This window comes from Sphingomonas sp. EC-HK361 (assembly GCF_902498785.1).
In the GTDB taxonomy this organism is placed as follows: Bacteria; Pseudomonadota; Alphaproteobacteria; order Sphingomonadales; family Sphingomonadaceae; genus Sphingomonas.
Genome location: NZ_LR701494.1, coordinates 1064188 through 1085543, shown reverse-complemented (window position 1 = coordinate 1085543; position 21356 = coordinate 1064188). Strand labels below are relative to the sequence as shown.

Annotated in this window: 19 protein-coding genes and 1 tRNA gene; 12 read left to right on the top strand and 8 right to left on the bottom strand. The window is 67.1% G+C overall.

The window, feature by feature from the left end; translation table 11 throughout:
* Positions 1-32: 32 nt before the first annotated feature.
* The gene (locus BOS5A_RS12520) at positions 33-1022 is read right to left on the bottom strand and encodes a glycosyl transferase family 2 (protein WP_199857361.1); all 990 of its coding nucleotides are present in this window, start codon (positions 1020-1022) and stop codon (positions 33-35) included.
* A gap of 331 nt (positions 1023-1353) precedes the next feature.
* Here BOS5A_RS12520 and BOS5A_RS12515 point away from each other — a divergent pair, with 331 nt between their 5' ends.
* The 3 genes from BOS5A_RS12515 to BOS5A_RS12505 all read left to right on the top strand — a co-directional run bounded on the left by BOS5A_RS12515 (position 1354) and on the right by BOS5A_RS12505 (position 4488).
* Positions 1354-1788: a hypothetical protein gene (locus BOS5A_RS12515; protein ID WP_151955421.1), complete on the top strand. Its 435-nt coding sequence runs from the start codon at positions 1354-1356 to the stop codon at positions 1786-1788.
* Between the two features lie 94 nt (positions 1789-1882).
* Entirely contained in the window at positions 1883-3937 is a 2055-nt protein-coding gene (locus BOS5A_RS12510) for a TonB-dependent receptor family protein (RefSeq protein WP_151955420.1), read from the top strand.
* Positions 3938-3960: 23 nt separating this feature from the next.
* Positions 3961-4488 (top strand): YcnI family copper-binding membrane protein, encoded by a 528-nt coding sequence (locus tag BOS5A_RS12505; protein WP_151955419.1) that lies wholly within the window; start codon positions 3961-3963, stop codon positions 4486-4488.
* A gap of 168 nt (positions 4489-4656) precedes the next feature.
* Here BOS5A_RS12505 and BOS5A_RS12500 read toward each other — a convergent pair whose 3' ends face one another.
* The 3 genes from BOS5A_RS12500 to folK all read right to left on the bottom strand — a co-directional run bounded on the left by BOS5A_RS12500 (position 4657) and on the right by folK (position 5902).
* Positions 4657-5334, bottom strand: coding sequence for a phosphatase PAP2 family protein (locus BOS5A_RS12500; RefSeq protein WP_151955418.1), 678 nt, complete (start codon positions 5332-5334; stop codon positions 4657-4659).
* Positions 5334-5409 (bottom strand) — tRNA-Lys (locus tag BOS5A_RS12495). Before BOS5A_RS12495 ends, BOS5A_RS12500 begins: the two co-directional genes overlap by 1 nt.
* 16 nt (positions 5410-5425) lie before the next feature.
* Positions 5426-5902: a 2-amino-4-hydroxy-6-hydroxymethyldihydropteridine diphosphokinase gene (gene folK, locus BOS5A_RS12490; protein WP_151955417.1), complete on the bottom strand. Its 477-nt coding sequence runs from the start codon at positions 5900-5902 to the stop codon at positions 5426-5428.
* A 23-nt stretch (positions 5903-5925) separates the two neighbouring features.
* Between folK and BOS5A_RS12485 the strand changes: the two genes are divergently transcribed.
* Positions 5926-6588 (top strand): uracil-DNA glycosylase, encoded by a 663-nt coding sequence (locus BOS5A_RS12485; RefSeq protein WP_151955416.1) that lies wholly within the window; start codon positions 5926-5928, stop codon positions 6586-6588.
* Here the strand turns inward: BOS5A_RS12485 and BOS5A_RS12480 are convergent.
* From BOS5A_RS12480 to BOS5A_RS12465, 4 genes are read right to left on the bottom strand one after another with little or no spacing between them, the layout of a single operon-like run.
* Positions 6585-7847 carry an arsenic transporter gene (locus BOS5A_RS12480; protein WP_151955415.1) on the bottom strand — a complete coding sequence of 421 codons (1263 nt, stop codon included), beginning with the start codon at positions 7845-7847 and terminating at the stop codon, positions 6585-6587. The two genes, BOS5A_RS12485 and BOS5A_RS12480, sit on opposite strands and share 4 nt — an antisense overlap.
* Before the next feature lie 13 nt (positions 7848-7860).
* Positions 7861-9015, bottom strand: coding sequence for an acyl-CoA dehydrogenase family protein (locus BOS5A_RS12475; protein WP_151955414.1), 1155 nt, complete (start codon positions 9013-9015; stop codon positions 7861-7863).
* A 7-nt stretch (positions 9016-9022) separates the two neighbouring features.
* A complete protein-coding gene (locus BOS5A_RS12470; RefSeq protein WP_151955413.1) occupies positions 9023-9271 on the bottom strand; it encodes a DUF2061 domain-containing protein in 249 nt (82 codons plus the stop codon).
* The gene (locus tag BOS5A_RS12465; RefSeq protein ID WP_151955412.1) at positions 9271-10479 is read right to left on the bottom strand and encodes an LL-diaminopimelate aminotransferase; all 1209 of its coding nucleotides are present in this window, start codon (positions 10477-10479) and stop codon (positions 9271-9273) included. Before BOS5A_RS12465 ends, BOS5A_RS12470 begins: the two co-directional genes overlap by 1 nt.
* A gap of 70 nt (positions 10480-10549) precedes the next feature.
* Here BOS5A_RS12465 and BOS5A_RS12460 point away from each other — a divergent pair, with 70 nt between their 5' ends.
* The 8 genes from BOS5A_RS12460 to BOS5A_RS12425 all read left to right on the top strand — a co-directional run bounded on the left by BOS5A_RS12460 (position 10550) and on the right by BOS5A_RS12425 (position 21283).
* A complete protein-coding gene (locus BOS5A_RS12460) occupies positions 10550-12292 on the top strand; it encodes a PHA/PHB synthase family protein (RefSeq protein ID WP_442800516.1) in 1743 nt (580 codons plus the stop codon).
* 132 nt (positions 12293-12424) lie between these two features.
* On the top strand, positions 12425-13303 hold the full coding sequence (locus BOS5A_RS12455) for a TorF family putative porin (RefSeq protein WP_151955410.1): 879 nt from the start codon (positions 12425-12427) through the stop codon (positions 13301-13303).
* 125 nt (positions 13304-13428) lie between these two features.
* Positions 13429-13518, top strand: a complete 90-nt coding sequence (gene kdpF, locus BOS5A_RS12450) for a K(+)-transporting ATPase subunit F (protein ID WP_022685962.1) — start codon at positions 13429-13431, stop codon at positions 13516-13518.
* 13 nt (positions 13519-13531) lie between these two features.
* Positions 13532-15235, top strand: a complete 1704-nt coding sequence (gene kdpA, locus BOS5A_RS12445) for a potassium-transporting ATPase subunit KdpA (RefSeq protein WP_151955409.1) — start codon at positions 13532-13534, stop codon at positions 15233-15235.
* Between the two features lie 16 nt (positions 15236-15251).
* The gene (kdpB, locus tag BOS5A_RS12440; RefSeq protein WP_151955408.1) at positions 15252-17282 is read left to right on the top strand and encodes a potassium-transporting ATPase subunit KdpB; all 2031 of its coding nucleotides are present in this window, start codon (positions 15252-15254) and stop codon (positions 17280-17282) included.
* Between the two features lie 12 nt (positions 17283-17294).
* Complete coding sequence (gene kdpC / locus BOS5A_RS12435; RefSeq protein WP_151955407.1) at positions 17295-17897, top strand: potassium-transporting ATPase subunit KdpC; 603 nt, start codon at positions 17295-17297, stop codon at positions 17895-17897.
* Positions 17897-20572, top strand: coding sequence for a sensor histidine kinase (locus BOS5A_RS12430; protein ID WP_151955406.1), 2676 nt, complete (start codon positions 17897-17899; stop codon positions 20570-20572). Before kdpC ends, BOS5A_RS12430 begins: the two co-directional genes overlap by 1 nt.
* Positions 20573-21283 carry a response regulator transcription factor gene (locus tag BOS5A_RS12425; RefSeq protein WP_151955405.1) on the top strand — a complete coding sequence of 237 codons (711 nt, stop codon included), beginning with the start codon at positions 20573-20575 and terminating at the stop codon, positions 21281-21283.
* The last annotated feature ends 73 nt before the right edge of the window (positions 21284-21356 follow it).

Here is a 21356-nt window from a genome sequence, read left to right as displayed (position 1 = left end):
CGCCTTGCACAGTCGGTCAGGCGCGAGGCCGATCAGCGCAGATAGATCGTCATCAGCGTGTCCTGGATCTGCTCTGCTTCGATCAGGCGGAGCGGCGCTGAATCGGGACGTTCGACGACCCGCATCGCGAACGCCTCCGCATTGGGGCTGGCGTCGTGTACGTCGTGCACCGCCCGTGTCGAAAGGCCGAGGTCGGCGGCGAAGGTGGTCAGCGCCTCCTCGTCTGCGCCCCTGAAAATCTGGCGGGCATAGGCGTGGCGGCGATATTGGGCGATGGCGACGCGCGGATCGGCCACCATGATCTCGTCGGTGGATTCGGTTTCGTCGAGCCCGCGCAGATGCGCCGCGAACCCCAGATCGACCCGCCCGACGCGGCGCGTCGAGGTGACGACGCCGACGCGTGCGTCCCGCCGGACTCGCAAGCCGTGCCACGCTGCGGTTTCGATCAGTAGCGCGTCCTCGCCGCGCGGATGATCCTGAAATCCGCCGAGGATCGCGTAGGTCGACGCGGTCATCGCAAGGCTTGCGCCGCCGGCATAATGGTGCGTCGCAGGCGCCTCCCACGGCACCGGATCGACCGCGCGGTTGAGCTGGTGCAGGCGGTTGAAATAGCGCTCGACCCGGGCGTGGTGGTGGCTGAACCCCGTGTCCGACTGCCGGATTTCGCCCGCCACGATTTCCGCATGGCCCAGCGCATCGAGATTGGCATGGAGCCAGTCGGCCGCGGGAAGCGAGTCAGCGTCAGTCGTCAGCAACACTGCGTCCGGCGCATGATCCAGCGCGGCCAGCCCGAGATAGAACGCAAGTCGTCGCGCGCGGCCGGCATTGGGTACGAAGGCTGACGACCCCTGGGCCATCCGGATTTCAAATGGAGCGCGGGCGCGTGCGTTTTCGAGAATGACGGCGCTATCGTCGGTGCAGCTATCGAGATAGAAACATCCGATGACGTGACAGTCGAGCGCGCGTGCCTGATTGGCGAGCACGTCGATCAGTGCAGGAAGGCTGTCCTGTTCATTGCGCACTGGAATACAGATTGCGACATGGGAGGTGGGATGGGGCGGTTTCACCGAAGACCCATGGATCGTTGAGTTGATCCATATTATCCCAAATCGGCGTAATTTGCGTATTGCAGATTTTTACAAGTATTGCCGGTTACGATCACGAACTTATCCACGTCCAATGGAAAAACACTGCGCATCGTAGTCATAAATGACGAGTTCTCAGCTGCTTGATGGCGATAACCTTTTTACCTGTCCAAGTGGCTTCGCGCGCTGGCGTCGCATCGTCCGACCACAGGACTGCGACAAAATGTCCACGTGACAGCGCCGCAGCGCTACGCCTAAGCGACGTCTCGTGACCGCGCTCCGCCGCCTCGTTCGTTTTCACCCTGCGCTTGCCGGCTGGCTCGTGCTTGCCGTGCTGGCGAGCCGGCTGCTTGTTCCCGGCGGATACATGCCGGTGGTGAGCGATGACGGTATCCGCATCATGATCTGTCCCGGCGTCGTGCCGGCCGCTGCGCCGATGACGATGGCGGCGCCCGGCGCCAAGACCATGGCGATGCACGGCATGGATCACAGCCGGCACGGCGGGGACCAGACACCCAGGACCGAGATGCCCTGCGCTTTTGCCGGATTCGGGATGCCCGCAATGAGCGGCGCCGACCCCGTCCTGCTGGTGGTTGCGCTCGTCTTTGCGACCGCGATCGTCCGGCACTTGCGGGAGCACCTGCCGCCACGTGCCGCACCTCGGCTCCGCCCACCGACACGCGGACCACCCCTTACCGTCTGACGCTGCCGGGTCTCCACAGGGCCTCGCCACGAGCATCAGAGACATTTCGCCTGACCGTGCCACCGTGCGCGCGCCGGGCCAAAGGGGAATCCCCATGACCATCATGACTCTCGCCGCGTTGTTGGCGAGCGGGACCGCCGTGCCGGCGGCGACCACCGACGACGCGCAGCAAAGCCGCGCGCCCGATATCATCGTCACCGCCAAGCCGGACCCGGAGGATCCGCCCGTCGTGGCCCAGGCCCGCGCGCGGCTCGCCCGCACGCCGGGATCGGTGTCGGTCGTCGCCGCCGAAACCTATGAGGACCGCGCGGTCGTCGGTCTGCCCGATCTGCTGCGCGACGTGCCGGGCGTCCTGTCGAACAAGCGCTATGGCGAGGAATCGCGGCTCTCGATCCGCGGCTCCGGGCTCGACCAGAGCTTCCACCAGCGCGGCGTATTGCTCGCCCAGGACGGCGTGCCCTTTGCCGATGCCGACGGCTTTTCCGATTTCCAGAAGGTCGACCCGCTCGGCGCGCGTTTCATCGAGGTCTACAAGGGCGGCAACGCGCTGCGCTTCGGCGGGGCGCAACTTGGCGGCGCGGTGAACCTCGTCACCCCGAACGGTCGCACCGCCGAAAGCCCGTTCCTGTTCCGCGCCGAGGCGGGGGCGTTCGAAACCTACCGGGTGGCCGCCGCCGGCTCCGGCACGGCGGGCCGGTTCGATTACTATGCCGGCATCAACAGCTATCACAGCCAGGGCTATCGCCAGCAGGAGGCGCAGGACCAGATTCGCGGTACGCTCAACCTCGGCTACAGCCTTGGGGACGACAGCGAAGTGCGCGTGATCGCCTATGCCGCCGATATCGAGCAGCAGGTGCCCGGCACGCTGACCCTCGCACAGGCACTGACCAACCCGCGCATGGCTGGCGCCGGCGCGGTCGCCGGGCGGCAGGCGCGCAACCAGACGGTGGAGCGGGTGTCGCTCCAGACACGGCTTCGGCTGTCCGACGGGCTGGTATTCGAAGGCGGCGTCTATGGCACGCAGACCGATCTCTACCACCCGGTCGGCATCGTCATCACCCAGGACACCGATACGCAAGGCGCCTTCGGGCGGTTCGACCTGACCGGCACGATAGCGGGACACAAGGCGGACCTGTTCTTCGGCGCCTATTACCGGCAGGGCGGAACGGGGCAGGGGCTGTTCACCAACAGCGGCGGCAATCCCGGAGTCCGCATCGGCAACACGAAGCAGGACGCGACGGGCCTCGACGTGTTCGGGGAAGGGCGGTTCTTCCTGACCGACAGCTTCGCACTGGTCGCCGGCGGGTCATGGGGCCGCGCCACGCGCGATTACGCCAATCGCCTGAGCGCGAAACAGGCCGACGCCGACTTCACCTGGTTCGCCCCGCGTGCCGGCGTGCTGTTCGAAAAGGGCGACGTGCAGGTCTATGGCAATATCACGCGCTCGGTCGAACCGCCGCATTTCGGCGCGCTCGCGCAAGTGAACACGACCGGGTCGGTGTTCAGCCCCGTCGATCCGCAGCGTGCCTGGACCGCGGAAGCGGGAACGCGCGGGCGCGTCGGCGCCGTCACCTTCGACGTGACCTTTTACCGCGCCTGGGTGCGGGGCGAGTTGCTCAGCTTCCTGGCCGCCGCCAATCTGCCATCGACCGTGTTCAACGCCGGCGACACGCTGCATCAGGGTGTGGAGGCGAGCCTCGACTGGCGAATCCTGAGCGGTGCGCGCGGGAGCCTGCGGCTGCGGCAGACCTATGCCTGGTCCGATTTCCGCTTCGATGGCGACCGAATCTATGGCGACAACCGTCTGCCCGTTGCGCCCGAGCATCAGTACCGCGCGGCGCTGCGTTACGATGCGCCGCGGTCGGTCGCGGCGGGGCTGTTCGTCGAGCCGTCGCTCGACTGGCGTGTGAAGGACGTGTGGGTGGATTATGCCAACACGCTGAAGGCGCCGGGCTATGCGCTGCTGAACCTGTCGGCAGGGCTCGATCTGCCGCACGGCGTGACGCTCTTCGCCGACGCCCGCAACCTGACCGACACGCGCTACGCCGCCGAATTTGCCGCGGTCACCGACGCGCGCACCGCGACGACTGCGGTCTTCTATCCCGGGGAGGGACAATCCGTGTTTGGCGGCGTCCGGTTCCGGTTCTGACGATGATAAGGAGAACGAAGGACATGACATCCACACTTCGCGCGGCGCTTGCCGCCGCGCTCGCCGCCAGCCCCACGATCGCGGCCGCGCACATCGTGCTTGCCGAACCGACCGCGAAGTCCGGCAGCTATTATGCCGGCTTCTTCCGCGTCTCGGACGGATGCGATGGCGCGGCGACGACCTCGCTCCGGATCGAAATCCCTGCCGGGGTGACGATCGCGCATCCGCAGCCCAAGCCGGGATGGACGCTCAGTGTCGAGAAGGAGACGCTGGCGACTCCGATCACGAGCGAGGGCAAGGCGGTGCGCGAGCGGGTGCGCGCGATCACCTGGACCGGGCGGCTCGACCCCGAGCAGTTCGACCAGTTCGGGGTGATGATGAAGCTGCCGCAAGCTTCAGGCCCGCTCTATTTCCCGACGACGCAGCGCTGTGGGACGGCGGAGAATGCGTGGGTGATGATCCCCGCTGCCGGTCAGGCGTGGCACGCGCTGCCGCGTCCCGCGCCGGTGCTGGACCTGAGCGCTGACGCGATGCCGGGGATGAACCACTAGGGCGTTTTCGACCCAACTTGATCCACCCGTTTGTTTCGAGCGTAGTCGAGAAACGTTTTCAGGCGCAGTCCAGGGTTTCTCGACTTCGCTCGAAACGAACGGAGGTGGCGATTCCAGTCTGCCCTTTCTCTCTCTAGCGCTCGCGCCGCGAGAGGAGGTCAAAAAAAGCTAGCGCTCCCCGCCGATCGTTGCGCGCGCCTTGGCGGTCGCCCACCACCAGCCGAGCGCCCAGAGCGTGCCGAAGCTCCACCCGGCCAGCACGTCGCTCGGCCAGTGGACGCCCAGATACACCCGGCTCGCGCCGATCGCGCCGACGAGGAACACCGCCGCGCCGACGAGGTAGCGCCGCGCGAGCCGGTCTGGCGTGACCTGCGTGGCGAGGCCGGCGAGCGTCAGGTAGACGACCGCGCTCGATGCAGCATGCCCGCTCGGGAAGCTCATATTGCCGACCTCGACGAGGTGCGGGACGAGGGTGGGGCGGGGGCGCCCGATCTGGCTCTTGATGAGATCGACCGCCACGCCCCCGGTCGCGCTCGCCGTGATCGTCGCGAGCGCGGTCAGCCAGAGCCGCTGGACCGCGAGGAAACCGGCGACCAGCGCAACGACGATCGTGAGGACAGTGCCGCCGCCGAGCGCGGTGATATCGACCGCGGCATGCGGCAGCCAGCGCGGGCCGCTCCACGTCCGCAGTCCGATGATGATCGCGCGGTCAAACGCGAACGGCCAGCGATCCACCACCAATCCGAGCAGCAGGATGATGCCGAGCGCCGCGGCGGCAACGCCGATCCCGGCGAGCGGGCTGGGCAGATGACGCTCGCCACGATGGTCGCCGCCCGCAGGCGTCATGGTGGGTCCGCCGGGGCTCGAACCCGGGACCTCTCGATTAAAAGTCGCTTGCTCTACCAACTGAGCTACGGACCCCCATGAAGCGCGGCCCCTAGGACACAGGCCGCCTGCGGGTCAACAACGCGCGTAGCTGGCGAACGCTGCGTGCGGTTAGCGGATCGCGCCAATCAGGAGCGATCGCGGCCAGCGGCGCGAGGACGAAATCGCGCGACCTGAACGCGCTATGCGGGATGGTGAGTGCCGAATCGTGCCACGCGCCCTCCGACCAGAGGACGATATCCAGGTCGATGACCCGCGCTCCCCAGCGCTGTCCACGGCGACGTCCGAACTCGTGTTCGATTGTCTTGAGGCGCGCCAGCATTTCGGGGGGCGATTCGTCGCTTTCGACCAGCGCGGCGGCATTGGCGAAGATACGCGCGGACGGGCCGACCGGAGCGCTCGTAACGATAGGCGAGACCGCGACGACGACGCCGATCGCTTCGAGTGCCGCGCGCACCGTTTCTGCCGGTGAGCCGAAACGGCCGCGGCGATTTGATCCGAGCGCGATGGCATAGGTTGTCGTCGTCACGCGCAATCGCCTAACGCACCGCGATGGAATTCGCACCCTCCCCGATCCCCGCTACCGAACCCCCGCGCGATTGCCCGCGCTGCCCGCGCCTCGTCGCCTTTCGCGAAGAGCTGCGCGTCGAATATCCCGATTGGTGGAATTCGCCGGTCAACGCCTTTGGCGACGCGCACGCGTGGCTGGGCATCATCGGCCTGGCGCCGGGCAAGCACGGCGCGAATCGCACCGGGCGTCCGTTTACCGGCGACTTCGCGGGGCAGTTGCTGTTCGATACGCTCGGCAAGTTCGGGCTCGCGAGCGGCACCTACGCCGCGACGCCTGAGGACGATCTGGCGCTTAACGGCGCGATCATCATCAACGCGGTGAAGTGCCTGCCGCCGCAGAACAAGCCGACGCCCGAGGAAATCCGCACCTGCCGCCCGTTTCTCGAAGGGCAGATCGACGCACTCGCCAACCCGCGCATCTTCGTGGCGCTCGGCCAAATCGCGCATCAGTCGGCGGTGAAGGTGCTTGGCGGGCGGCTGCCCAAGGCGAAGTTCGGTCATCTGGCCGAGCACCGAATGCCCGACGGTCGCATCCTCATCGATAGCTATCACTGCTCGCGCTACAACCAGAACACGGGGCGACTGACCGCGGACATGTTCGAGGCGGTGTTCGCGCGCGCACTGGAATTGCGGGCGACCGCTTAACCCAGCGCGATCCGCACGCCGAGCGCGAGGATGAGCGCCGGCGGCATCGTCGCCGCGCCGACTTTCAGGAAGCGCCAGAAGCCGACATCCAGCCCCTCGCGCCTAATCGCGGTGAGCCACAGGATCGTCGCGAGCGATCCGGTGATCGACAGATTGGGGCCGAGATCGACGCCGATCAGCAGCGCGTCGGTGACGAGGCGCGGTGGCACGGCGGCGGCGATCGTCGTGCTCGCGATCAGCCCGGCGGGCAGGTTGTTCATGAGGTTCGATACGAATGCCAGCAACGTGCCCGATAGCGCCGCCGCCGCGGGCACCGAGTGCGCAGCGGCCGATCGCAGCGCGGCGGCGAGCGTATCGATCAGCCCCGTCGAGACGAGCGCCTCGACCAACACGAAGAGCCCGGCGACCAACGGCAGGACGCTCCACGAAACGCCGCGCAGGATCGGCGCCGGCGATTGCCGCCCGCCGACGCAGACGATCGCGGTCGTCACGACTCCCGCGACACAGGTCGGCAGCCCAAGCGCGATATCGAACGCCGATACCGCGACCAGCACGACCGCGGTGACGATGATTCCGCCGAGCGCGATCGCGCCGCCGTTCGACAAGGCGACAGGCTCGATCGATCGCTCGCACACGCCCGACAGCCGATCGCGCTCGACCAAGCGAAGCGCAACAAACGTCGCCCCGATCGCCGCCACCGATGGTAGCGTGAACGAGGCGAGCCACGCCCCGAGCGGCGGCATATGCCCGCCATAGAGGACGAGGTTCGCCGGGTTCGAGATCGGCAGCACGAAGCTGGCGGCGTTGGCGATCAGCGCGCAGGCGAACAGCATCGGCAGCGGATCGGCCCTGGCCTTGCGCGCTGCGGCATAGACGGCGGGCGTCAGCACGACCGCGGTCGCATCGTTCGAAAGGAAGGTGGTTACGACGACGCCGACGCCGAAGACGAGCGCGAAGAGCCGCGCGGTCGACCCGCGTGCGGCGTTGACGGCGTGGACCGCGACCCAGTCGAACAACCCCTCCTGCCGCGCGGTTTCCGACAGCAGCATCATGCCGATGAGGAAGAGGTAGACGTCCGCGCCCTTGCCGATCGCCGCGCTCGCCAGCCCCGGGCTGACAAGGCCGAGGATCACGAGCAACAGCGCGCCCGCGACCGCCCACAGCGCTTCGGGCAGGCGGAAGGGGCGCACGATCACGCCCGCGGTCGCGATGAGGCAGATGACCCAGATCGCCGTCCGGGCCGCGGCGGGGGCGATCATCGCGTTCGCACCGTCAAAAGGATTTCGGCATCCCCAGCACATGCGTCGCGACATGGCTGAGGATGAGGTTCGTGGAGATCGGCGCGACCTGATAGAGCCGCGTCTCGCGGAACTTGCGTTCGATGTCGTAATCCTCCGCAAACCCGAACCCGCCATGGGTCTGGAGGCAGGTGTCGGCCGCGGCCCATGACGCTTCGGACGCCAGCAGCTTCGCCATGTTGGCTTCCGATCCGCACGGCGCGCCCTCGTCGAACAGCCGCGCGGCGCGACCGACCATCAACGCCGCCGCTTCGATCGCGACATGCGCGCGCGCGATCGGGAACTGGACCCCCTGATTGGCGCCGATCGGGCGCCCGAAGACCTCGCGCGCGCTGGCATAGGCGCTCGCCCGGTCGGTGAAGAAGCGGCCGTCGCCAATGCATTCCGCCGCGATCAGGATGCGTTCGGCATTCATGCCGTCGAGGATGTAGCGAAAGCCATGGCCCTCCTCGCCGATCAAGTTCGCGGCGGGAACGGGCACGTCGTCGAAGAACAGCTCGGTCGTCGCGTGGTTCAGCATCGTGCGCACCGGATGGATCGTAAGGCCGTTTGCGCGAGCGTCTCGCAGATCGACGATGAGTACGCTCATTCCCTCCATCGGCCGGGCTTCGTCGCGCGGGGTGGTGCGGCAGAGCAGCAGCAGCAGGTCGCTATGCTCGGCGCGGCTGATCCAGATCTTCTGACCGGAGACGCGGTAGTGATCGCCGTCGCGGCGCGCTGTCGTCGTGATCCGCGTGGTGTCGGTGCCGGCCCCCGGCTCGGTCACGCCGAACGCCTGAAGCCGCAGCTCGCCGCGCGCGATGGCGGGCAGCAGCATCCGCTTCTGTTCGTCGCTGCCATGGCGCAGGATCGTCCCCATCGTATACATCTGCGCATGACACGCCGCGCCGTTCGCGCCCGATCGGTGGATCTCCTCGAGCACCGCAGCGGCGGCGGCTAGGGGCAGGCCGGCGCCGCCGAATTCCTCCGGGATCAGGATGGCGAGATATCCCGCCTCGGTCAGCGCAGCGACGAAATCGGCGGGGTAGGCGCGCTCCCGGTCGAGCGCGCGCCAGTAGTCGCCGGGAAACCGCGCGCACAACTGCCGCACGCCCTCGCGAATTTCGGGAAATGCGGCGTCGTCGGTCACCCGCGGCTCAGCCTTCAGCCGATTGATCGGGGGCGGGCCGGTGCCCCCAGCGGATCAGCGACCAGCCGCGTTCGTGGAAATAATAGAGGACGATCTTGGTGAAGACCTCGGTCCCCGCGATCGACCCGGCGACCTTGGCGTCGCCGCTGGTGAAGATCATGCCCAGCACGAAGGTGTCGATGCTGCCCAGCGTCCGCCACGACACCGCCTTCACGATGCTGCGCGGGTGGCTTTCGACCCCCTTGAACAGGAACATCAGCCGCTGGCCTTTGCGCCCGTATTGACCCCCATCGATTGCAGATAGCGCTTCACGTTGCGCGCTGCCTGGCGCAGCCGCTGCTCGTTTTCGACCATCGCGATGCGCACGAAGCCCTCTCCATTCTCGCCATACCCCACTCCTGGCGCAACCGCGACGTGAGCGTGCGTCAGCAATTGTTTGGAGAACTCAAGGCTGCCTAAATGCGCGAGCGCGGGTGGCAGCGGCGCCCAGGCGAACATCGATGCTGGCGGGGAGGGGATGTCCCATCCGGCGCGCCCGAACGCCTCGACCATCACGTCGCGGCGCTTGTGATAGAGCAGGCGGTTGGTCTCGACGATATCCTGCGGCCCGTTGAGCGCGGCGCAGGCCGCCGCCTGAATCGGGGTGAACGCGCCGTAATCGAGGTAGGATTTCACCCGGCTCATCGCCGCGATCAGCTTGGCGTTGCCGACCGCGAAGCCGATCCGCCATCCGGCCATCGAATAGGTCTTGGAGAGCGAGGTAAACTCGACCGCCACGTCCTTGGCGCCGGGCACCTGGAGGATCGAGGGCGTCGGCTTGCCGTCGAAATAGAGCTCCGAATAGGCGAGGTCGGAGAGAATCCAGACCTCATTCTCCTTCGCCCACGCGACGAGCCGCTCGTAAAAGGCGAGATCGACCGCCTCCGCGGTCGGGTTCGACGGATAATTTACGACCAAGATCGACGGCCGCGGCACGGTGAAGGCCATCGCGCGCTCGAGGCTCTCGAAATACGCCTCGTCGGGGGTCGTCGGCACCGCCCGGATCGTCGCGCCCGCGATGATGAAGCCGAAGGTGTGGATCGGATAGCTGGGGTTCGGCGCCAGCACCACGTCGCCCGGCGCGGTGATCGCGGTGGCGAGGCTGGCGAGCCCCTCCTTCGATCCCATCGTCACGACGACTTCCGTCTCCGGATCGATATCGACGCCGAAGCGGCGGCCATAATAATTGGCCTGCGCGCGGCGAAGCCCGGGAATGCCCTTTGACTGCGAATAGCCGTGTGCATCGGGCTTTTTCGCGACCTCGACCAGCTTGTCGATGACGTGCGGCGGCGGCGGCAGATCGGGGTTGCCCATGCCGAGATCGATGATGTCCTCGCCGCTCGCCCGCGCCGCGGCCCGCATGCCGTTCACTTCGGCGATGACATAGGGCGGCAGCCGCTTGATGCGGTAGAATTCGTCGGACATGGGCGTTCCTTGTGTGAGCGGCCCTTCTACCCCGTCCGCCCGATAGCGGCTAGAGAGGTCCGACGAGAGGATGCCGATGACCGAGAAACCCGCGGATTCCACCCCCGACCTCGCCGATCTCCAGCACTGGACCTGGGTAATGGGCCGCGCGCAGCAGATGATGATGGAACATGGACTCTCGGCGATGAGCGAAACGCCGTCCGCGTTTCCGACCATTCCCGGTTTCAACGACCCCGCGACGATCCAGCGCGCGCAGGATTTCTGGGCGCAGAACCTCACGATGTGGCAGAATTTCCTCACCCCCGGCGCGGCGAACGCCACCGCGCCGGAGCCGCCCGCGCAAGCGAGGGACAAGCGCTTCAAGGCACCAGAATGGCGCGAGAACCCGGTCTTCGACTGGATACGGCGCAGCTATTACATGATCGCCGACCAGATGCTGCAATCGGTCGATGCGCTCGAAGGGCTGGACGCGAAGCAGAAGGAGCAACTGCGCTTCGCGACGCAAGGCATCGTCGATGCGATGAGCCCGTCGAACTTCGTGCTGACCAACCCGCAAGTGCTGGCGAAGACGATCGAGACCCGCGGCGAAAACCTCCTGAAGGGCCTCCAGAACATGCTCGCCGACATGGGACGCGGGCAGATGACGCATACCGACGGCGGCGCGTTCGAGATCGGCCGCAACCTGGCGATGACCCCGGGCAAGGTCATCCACCGCACGCCGCTGTATGAGTTGATCCAGTACACGCCGACGACCGACACGGTCCTCGCGACACCGCTCGTCATCTTTCCGCCCTGGATCAATCGCTTTTACATCCTCGATCTGACGCCCGAGAAGAGCTTCATCCGCTGGTGCGTCGATCAGGGGATCACGGTCTTCATGGTGTCGTGGAAGTCGGCCGATGCCAGCCACAAGGACGTGATCTGGGACGATTATGTCGCGGCGCAGATCGACGCGGTCGACGTGATCCGTGAGACGCTGAACGTGCCTGCGGTCCACACCATCGGCTATTGCGTCGCGGGCACGACGCTTGCCGCGACGCTCGCGCTGCTCGCCGCGCGCGACGAGGCGGAGAAGGTCGCGAGCGCCACCTTCTTCACCGCGCAGGTCGATTTCGCGCAGGCCGGCGATCTCCAGCATTTCGTCGATGACGAACAGTTGAAGATGATCGCCGCGATCTCCCCCGACGGCTTCCTCGACGGGCGCTACATGGCGATGACGTTCAACCTGCTGCGCGGGCGCGATCTGATCTGGAACTATGTCACCAATAATTACCTGCTCGGTCAGGATTATGCGCCGTTCGATCTGCTTCACTGGAACGGCGACACGACGAACCTGCCGTCGAAATGGCATCTGAGCTACCTGACCGATCTCTACCGCGACAATCTGCTGGTCCAGCCCGGCGCGCTGGCGGTCGCGGGCACGCCGATCGATCTCACCAAGGTCATGACGCCTGCTTATGTCCAGGCAGGGCGCGAGGATCACATCGCGCCTGCCGAAAGCGTGTGGAAGATGATGCATATCTTCCAGGGGCCGCTGCGCTTCGTGCTGGCGGGGTCGGGCCATATCGCCGGCGTCGTCAATCCGCCGGCGCAGCAGAAATACCAATACTGGACCAACGACGCGCCCGCCGAAACGCTGGATGCGTTCGTTGCGGGGGCCAGCGAGACCAAGGGAAGCTGGTGGCCCGATTGGGGCGAATGGCTGCGCGCGCGCGGCGATGAAACTGTGCCCGCCAAGGGCGCGCGCCAACCCGGCAAGGGCAAGCGCAAGGCGATCGAGGATGCACCGGGCAGCTACGTGCGTGCGCGGTAAATCCGACATCTATACGCCCGCTATATGCGATTGCCGAGAATCGATCTCGAATTGCTATGCGCCGAGGGCCTAATCGCGCGTCCCTGAAGGTGATCGTCATGTCGGACGATCCCTGCTCCAAGGGGTGCAAGAATGAAGTTTCCTCATGTGGCCGCGGCCATCACGTTGCTCGCGGTCCCGGCGCTGGCTCAGGCGCAATCGAAGTCGGGCGAACCGGCCGCGACCGGCGGCGAAACCGCGCCGCCGCCAGCGCTGACCGTAAGCGGATCGGCCACCATCGCGTCTGACTATCGTTTCCGCGGCGTCTCGCAGACCGACCAGCAGATGGCGGTGCAGGGCGGCATCACGATCACGCACGAAAGCGGCTTCTACATCGGGACGTGGGCTTCCAACCTTTCCGGCTGGGGCACGTTCGGCGGCGCGAATATGGAACTCGACCTGATCGGCGGCTACAAGGCAAAGCTCGCGGATAACGCCACGCTGGACGTCGGGCTGACCTGGTATGTCTATCCGGGTGGTGCCGACAAGACCGACTTTGCCGAACCTTATGCCAAGCTGACCGGCACCGGCGGACCCGCGACGCTGACTGCGGGCGTCGCTTATGCGCCCAAGCAGCAGGCGATCGGCAAATGGTATAATTCGGGCGCGGATGCCGCGGCCGGCGTCTACAACAATCCGGGCCGCAAGGACGACAACCTCTACCTCTGGGGCGACGGCGCGCTGGCGATCACGGGCACACCCGTCACCGCCAAGGCGCATGTCGGGCACAGCTGGGGCCAGGACGGCCTCGGCCCGAACGCCACCGCGGTTTCGCCGACCGGGTCCTATTGGGACTGGTCGCTCGGCGCGGACACTACGTGGCGCAACCTGACTTTGGGCCTCGCCTATGTCGATACCGACATCTCGAACGCGCGCGCGGCCTATCTGCGGCCGAGCTTCAGCAAGGGGCAGGACGGCACCGGCAACATCGCCGGCGGCACGCTGCTCGTCTCGCTAACCGCCGCCTTCTGACCCCCGCTTTCTGACCTCAGGAGGATATGACATGCAGGACCTGCTCTGGATTGCGATTCTCATCGGACTGGCCGCGGCGACGCTCGCCTATGTCCGCCTGTGCGACGAAGCGTGAGGGACGGCCGATGACGCTCGACCTCTGGCTCGCCGCGCTGACCGCGCTTGGCCTCCTGATCTATCTCGTGGCGGTGCTGATCCGTCCCGAGCGCTTCTGAAGGGAGCGGCACGATGACCATCCAGGGCTGGTTCCTGATCATTGCCTTTATCGGCATCCTCCTCGCGCTGACCAAGCCGGTCGGCGCGTGGCTCTTCGCGCTCTACGAAGGGCGCCGCACCCCGCTCCACGCCGTCCTTGGGCCGGTCGAGCGCGGCTTCTACAAGCTGGCTGGAATCGATCCGAACGCGGAGCAGGGCTGGCGCCGTTACGCCGTCCACATGCTGCTGTTCAACGCCGCGCTGATGCTGTTCACCTATGCGGTGCTGCGGCTGCAGGGCGTGCTGCCGGGCAACCCGCAAGGCCTTGCGGGGGTCGGTGAGCACCTGTCGTTCAACACCGCGATCAGCTTCACGACCAACACCAACTGGCAGAGCTATGGCGGCGAATCGACCATGTCGAACCTCAGCCAGATGCTGGGCCTGACGATCCACAACTTCCTGTCGGCCGCGACCGGCATCGCGCTCGCCTTTGCGTTCTTCCGCGGTTTCGCGCGGCGGCAGGCGGCGACGATCGGCAATTTCTGGGCCGACGTCACGCGGGTTACGCTGTATCTGCTGCTGCCCGCCTGCGTCCTCTACACGCTCTTCCTGATCGCGAGCGGTGTTCCGCAGACGATGGCGGGCGTCGTCGATGTGAACACGCTGGAAGGCGTGAAGCAGTCGATCCTGCTCGGACCCGTCGCCTCGCAGGAGGCGATCAAGATGCTCGGCACCAACGGTGGCGGCTTCTTCAACGCCAATTCGGCGCACCCGTTCGAGAACCCGACCGCGCTCACCAACCTGGTCCAGATGCTGTCGATCTTCATGGTCGGCTTCGGCCTCACCTGGTGCTTCGGCAAGGCGGTGGGCAATACGAAGCAGGGCTGGGCGATCCTGTCGGCGATGGTCGTGCTGTTCCTCGCCGGCGTCACCGTAACCTACTGGCAGGAAGCGGCGGGCAATCCGATCGTGCACCAGCTCGGCGTGGCGGGCGGCAACATGGAGGGCAAGGAGGTGCGCTTCGGCATCGCCGCCTCCGCGCTGTTCTCCGTCGTCACGACGGCGGCGTCGTGCGGAGCGGTGAACGCGATGCACGATAGCTTCACCGCGCTCGGCGGGATGATCCCGCTGTTCAACATCCAGCTTGGCGAGGTCGTCGTCGGCGGCGTGGGCGCGGGCATCTACGGCTTCCTGCTGTTCGCCATCCTCGCGGTATTCGTCGCGGGGCTCATGGTCGGCCGAACGCCCGAATATGTCGGCAAGAAGATCGAGAGCCGCGAGGTGAAGCTCGCGGTGCTGGCGATCGCGGTCCTGCCGCTGATCATCCTCGGCTTTACCGCACTGTCCTGCGTTTTCGATGCAGGGCTGGCGGGGCCGCTCAACAAGGGGCCGCACGGCTTTTCGGAGATCCTCTACGCGTTCACCAGCGGCGTCGGGAACAACGGCTCTGCCTTTGCCGGGCTGACCGCCAACACGCCCTATTACAACGGGATGCTCGGCATCGCGATGTGGGTCGGCCGCTTCTTCATCATCGTGCCGATGCTGGCGATCGCGGGTAGCCTGGCGGCGAAGAAGCACACCCCCGAAAGCGCCGGGTCGTTCCCGACGACCGGTGCGCTGTGGGTCGGGCTTCTGGTCGGGATCATCCTGGTGCTGGGCGGCCTCACCTTCCTCCCGAGCCTCGCGCTCGGTCCCATCGCCGATCATCTTGCGATGATCCGCGGTCAACTCTTCTAAGCGGGGACGCCAAGACATGGCTCGCGCAACATCCAAGTCGCTGTTCACCGCCGAGCTGATCGCGCCTGCGATCGGGGACGCCTTTCGGAAACTCAACCCGCGGGAACTGATCCGCAACCCGGTGATGTTCACCACCGCGTGTGTCGCCCTGCTGCTGACCGTGCTGCTCGTCGTCGGGCAGGACGGTCTGGGGGTCGCCTTCAAGCTTCAGCTCGTCATCTGGCTGTGGCTGACGGTGCTGTTCGGCACCTTCGCCGAGGCACTGGCCGAGGGGCGCGGGAAGGCGCAGGCGGCATCGCTGCGCGCGACGAAGGCGGAACTCACCGCCCGCCGCATGAAGGGCGACCAGGTGGAGAATGTTCCCGCCAGCGCGCTTCGTGTCGGCGACATCGTGCTCGTCACGACGGGTGATCTCATCCCGTCCGACGGCGAGGTCGTGCAGGGCGTCGCGTCCGTCAACGAAGCCGCGATCACCGGCGAGAGCGCGCCCGTCATCCGAGAGGCCGGGGGCGACCGGTCGGCGGTGACGGCGGGCACGCGCGTGATCTCCGACGAGATTCGCGTGAAGGTGACGGTCAATCCGGGGCAGGGGTTTCTCGACCGCATGATCGCGCTGGTCGAAGGCGCGGAACGGCAGAAGACCCCGAACGAGGTCGCGCTGACGATCCTGCTCGTCGGACTGACGATCATCTTCCTGATCGCGGTGGGCACGATCCCCGGCTTCGCGCACTATGCCGGCGGGTCGATCCCGGTCGCGATCCTGGCGGCGCTGCTCATCACGCTGATCCCGACGACCATCGCGGCGCTGCTGTCCGCGATCGGCATCGCGGGGATGGACCGGCTCGTGCGCTTCAACGTGCTCGCCAAGTCCGGCCGCGCGGTGGAGGCGGCGGGCGACGTCGACGTGCTGCTGCTCGACAAGACGGGCACCATCACGATCGGTGATCGGCAGGCGAGCGAGTTCCGCACCGTCGGCGGCGCGAGCGACCAGGAAATGGCCGACGCCGCGCTTCTTGCCAGCCTTGCCGACGAGACGCCCGAGGGCCGTTCGATCGTCGTGCTGGCCCGCGAGAAGTTCCGCATCACGACGACCGCGCTGCCGGGCGGGGCGGAGGTCATTCCCTTCACCGCGCAGACCCGCATTTCGGGGGTGCAGATCGGCCAGTCGCTGATCCAGAAGGGCGCGGTCGATTCGATCCTGAAGGCCAATCCCGGCGCCGGCGAGACGGCGGCTGCGACCGAACTGCGCCGCGTGACCGACGAGATCGCGCGCGCTGGCGGCACCCCGCTGGCGGTCGCGAAGGATGGTCGCCTGCTCGGCGCGATCTTCCTGAAGGACATCGTCAAGGCGGGCATCCGCGAACGCTTCGGCGAGCTGCGCGCGATGGGCATCCGCACGGTGATGATCACCGGCGATAACCCGCTGACCGCGGCCTCCATCGCGGCCGAGGCGGGGGTGGACGATTTCCTTGCGCAGGCGACGCCCGAGGACAAGCTGGCTCTAATCCGAAAGGAGCAGGAGGGCGGCAAGCTGGTCGCGATGTGCGGGGACGGCACCAACGACGCGCCCGCGCTTGCGCAGGCGGACGTGGGCGTCGCGATGAACACCGGCACGCAGGCGGCGCGCGAGGCGGGCAACATGGTTGATCTCGACAGCGATCCGACCAAGCTGATCGAGGTCGTCGGCCTCGGCAAGCAGTTGCTGATGACGCGCGGGGCGCTGACGACCTTTTCGGTCGCGAATGATGTCGCGAAGTATTTCGCGATCATCCCGGCGATGTTCGTCGCGCTCTATCCGGGGCTCGGCGTGCTGAACGTGATGGGGCTGGCGACGCCGCAATCGGCGATCCTGAGCGCGATCATCTTCAACGCGCTCATCATCCCGCTCCTCGTTCCGCTCGCGCTGCGCGGCGTGACGTACAAGCCGATGGGGGCGGGGCCGCTGCTCGCCCGCAACCTCGCCATCTACGGCCTGGGCGGTCTCGTCGCGCCGTTCATCGGCATCAAGATTATCGACCTTGTGGTCGGCGGGCTCGGGCTCGCGTAAGGAGTATCGGTCATGAACAAGGATTTTGCCTCGGCCATTCGCCCCGCGATCGTCATGACGATCCTGTTCGCCGCGTTGCTCGGCCTCGCCTATCCGCTGGCGATGACGGGTATCGGGCAGCTGCTTTTTCCCTCGCAGGCGAACGGCAGCCTGGTTCGCGACGCCGGCGGGCGGGTGATCGGATCGACCGTCGTGGGACAGGCGTTCACGTCCGATCGCTACTTCCAGACCCGCCCGTCGGCTGCGGGCAAGGGCTATGACGGGCTCGCCTCGTCCGGCTCCAATCTCGGGCCGACGAGCCAGGCGCTGATCGACCGGGTGAAGCCCGACATCGCGAAGCGTCGCGGGGAGGGCGTAGCGGGTCCATTGCCCGCCGATCTGGTCACGGCGAGCGGATCGGGCCTTGACCCGGACCTGTCGCCCGCAGCCGCGCTCGCGCAGGCGCCGCGCATAGCGAACGTCCGCGGGTTGCCGGTCGATCGCGTGCGTGGCCTCGTTACGGCCGCCACGCAGACCTCGCTGTTCGGCGAGCCGCACGTCAACGTGCTCGCGCTGAACCGCGCGCTCGACGCGCTTGCCCGCGGCGGCAGCGCGACCGGCACCCCACCGCGCTGATGGCGGTTTCGGGCAACGGACGACCCGATCCCGATGCCCTCCTGCGCCACGCGGCGCAGGAGGGGCGAGGCAAGCTGAAGGTATTTCTCGGCGCTGCCCCCGGCGTCGGCAAGACGTTCGAGATGCTGTCCGAAGGCGCGGCGCGCAAACGCGACGGTGTCGATGTCGTCATCGGCGTCGTCGAAACCCACGGCCGCGTCGAAACCGAGGCGCTGACGCGAGGGCACGAAATCGTATCGCGCCGGGCCGTCCCCTATGAGGGCCGCACGCTGTACGAGATGGATCTGGACGCGATCCTCGAGCGTGCGCCGCGCCTGGTTCTCGTGGATGAACTCGCCCACACCAACGCGCCGGGCAGCCGCCACCCCAAACGCTATCAGGACGTCGAGGAGCTGCTCGCCGCGGGGATCGACGTGTATTCGACGGTCAACATCCAGCACGTCGAAAGCCTGAACGATATCGTCGCGAGCTTCACGCGGGTGCGCGTGCGCGAGACGGTGCCCGACCGCGTGCTCGAGATGGCGGAGATCGAGGTCGTCGATATCCCGCCAGACGAGCTGATCGAGCGATTGAAGGCCGGCAAGGTCTATCTTCCACAGGAGGCGACACGGGCGCTCGGGCATTTCTTTTCCAAATCCAATCTGTCGGCGCTGCGCGAACTTGCGCTGCGCCGCGCGGCGCAGGCGGTCGATGCGCGCATGCTCGACGATGTGCGCGCGCTCGGGCTCGGCGGAACCTGGGCCGGCGGCGACCGCATCGTCGTCGCGATCAACGAGTTACCGGGCGCTGACGTGCTCGTCCGCGCCGCCAAGCGCGTGGCCGATGGCCTGCGCGGACCCTGGACGGCGCTGTTCATCGAAACCCCGCGCGCCGCGCATTTCACCGAGGCGCAGCACCAGCGGGTCGCCGCGGCGATGACGCTCGCGACGCAACTCGGCGGCGCGGTCGCCACGGTTCCGGCGACCAATGTCGTCGAAGGCATCCAGAACTTCCTCGCCGATGCGCGCGCCACCCAGCTCATCATGGGCAAGTCGCGGCGATCGCGCTGGTTCGAATTCCGCCATGGATCGGTCGTCGATCACCTCATCCGCGAAACGCCGGGCGTCACCGTCCACGTGCTTCCGGTGGTTGCGGACGGGGGAGGCAGCGAACGCGGGCGCCGCCGGCCGGCAGCGTGGGGGACTCCCGCGGGCTATGTCGCGACGACCGCGATGGTCGCCGGTGTCACCGCGGTCGCCAGCGCGATCTTCCACCTGCTGGATCTGGGCAACGTGGCGCTGCTGTATCTCCTGCCGGTGATGGCCGCGGCGAGCCTGTTCGGGCTGCGCACGGGCATCTACGCCGGGATCGCGTCCAGCCTCGCCTACAACTTCTTCTTCCTGCCGCCGGTGGGGACGTTCAGCGTCAACAATCCGGAAAACGTGGTTTCGATCGTTGTTCTGCTCGGCATCGCGATCGCGACGAGCCAGCTGACGGCGCGGGTCCGCGCGCAGGCCGATCTCGCCGCCGCAAGCGCCCGGACGAATGCGACCCTCGCCGGCTTCCTGCGCCAGATCACCAGCGTGAACGATCCCGATATGGCCGCGCAGATGATCTGCGACGACGTCCGCCGCTTGCTCGACGTTCATGCCGTGCTGCTCGCACCGTCGAAGGGATCGGCCCTCGCGATCATCGCCGCGAGCGACACTGATTACCGCCTCGACACGATGGACACAGCGGCCGCCACCTGGGCGTTCGATACCGCGAGCCCGGCGGGCAAGGGGTCAGGCACGCTCGCCGCATCCGAATGGCTGTTTCAGCCACTCAAGGCCGGGGGGCACGTGCTGGGCGTATTGGGCATCGCGCGCGACAATGCCGGCGATCCGGTGCGCGCGGACCAGCTGCCCCTGCTGGCCAGCCTGATCGATCAATCCGCGCTCGTGCTCGAACGCCTGCGGCTCGAGGCCGAAATGCGCGATGTCGAGGCTGTGCGGACACGTGACCGGCTACGCGCCGCGCTCCTGTCCTCGGTCAGCCATGATCTGCGCACCCCGCTGACCGCGGTCATCGCCGCCGCGGCGCAGCTTCACCACGGCGCGACCCCGGACCTGATCGGCACGATCGAAAGCGAGGCGGCGCGGCTCAGCCGTTTCGTCGCAAATCTGCTCGACATGGCGCGAGTCGAGGCAGGGGCGCTGAAGCTGAATGTCGAGGCGATCGATCTCAGCGACGCGGTGACCGGGGCCGCGCACGACGCCCGCCGCGCGCTGGAAGGCCATGCGATCCGGCTCGATGTTCCGCCCGACCTGCCGCTCGTCCGCGCCGATCCGCAGCTGCTCCACCACTGCCTCCTCAACCTGCTCGACAATGCCGGCCGTTACGGCGAGCCCGGCACCGAGGTCGTTATCAGCGGCCGCCATCGCTTCGGCGAGCTGAGCCTCGCCGTGCTCGATCATGGCCCCGGCCTGCCGCCGGGACAGGAGGTGGAGGTGTTCGAAACCTTCCGGCGGCTCGAAGGGTCCGACCGCGCGATCGGCGGCACCGGTCTCGGCCTCGCGATCGTCAAGGCGTTCGCGGAGGCGATGGGGATGACCGTCGAGGCGTCGAACCGGGACGACGGTATCGGCGCCGCGTTCACGCTCATCTTCCCGCCCGGCCTCATCGTGCGCGATCTTCCAGCCGAAAGTGCGTCCTGAATGCCCGCCAAGATCCTTGTCGTCGATGACGAACCCGCGATCCGCCGCCTGCTCCGCAACACGCTCGTCCGCGCGGGCTATAGCGTGATCGAGGCACCGAACGCGCAGGAAGCGCTGCGCCAGACCGCGATCGAGCATCCGAACGCCGTGCTGCTCGACCTCGGCCTGCCCGATCGCGACGGGCTTGGCCTCATCCCGTCGTTGCGCAAGCAGGGCGACGCCGTCGTGCTCGTCGTCTCCGCGCGCGACGCGGTCGAGGAAAAGGTCAGCGCGCTCGATCTGGGCGCCGACGATTTCGTGAGCAAGCCGTTCGATACCGAGGAGCTGCTCGCACGCCTTCGCGTCGCGCTGCGCCACCAGACCGCGTCGGAGGCGACGCCCAAGGTTGTGCGCCGCGGCGATATCGTCATCGATCTCGACCGGCGGATCGTCCGGCGGGGCGCCGATGACATCCACCTGACCCGCAAGGAGCATGACGTGCTGGCGGTCCTCGCGCAGCACGCCGGCCGCGTCGTCACCCACCAGAGGATGCTCAGTGCCGCGTGGGGCGGGGACGAGGACCCGCGGATCGAGTATCTGCGGATCGTCGTTCGCAATCTGCGCCAGAAGCTGGAGTCGCCCGGGCCGGTGGGCTCCGTAATCGCCAACGAGCTCGGCGTGGGATACCGGCTGCGCGCCGACGCCGAGCCCGCGGATTCGGCAAAGCCCTGAACGCTATGCCGGCACTATGCAAAAGGCCGGAATCGCTCTCGAATTGCTACGCCCGCGCCGATAATTGAACGGC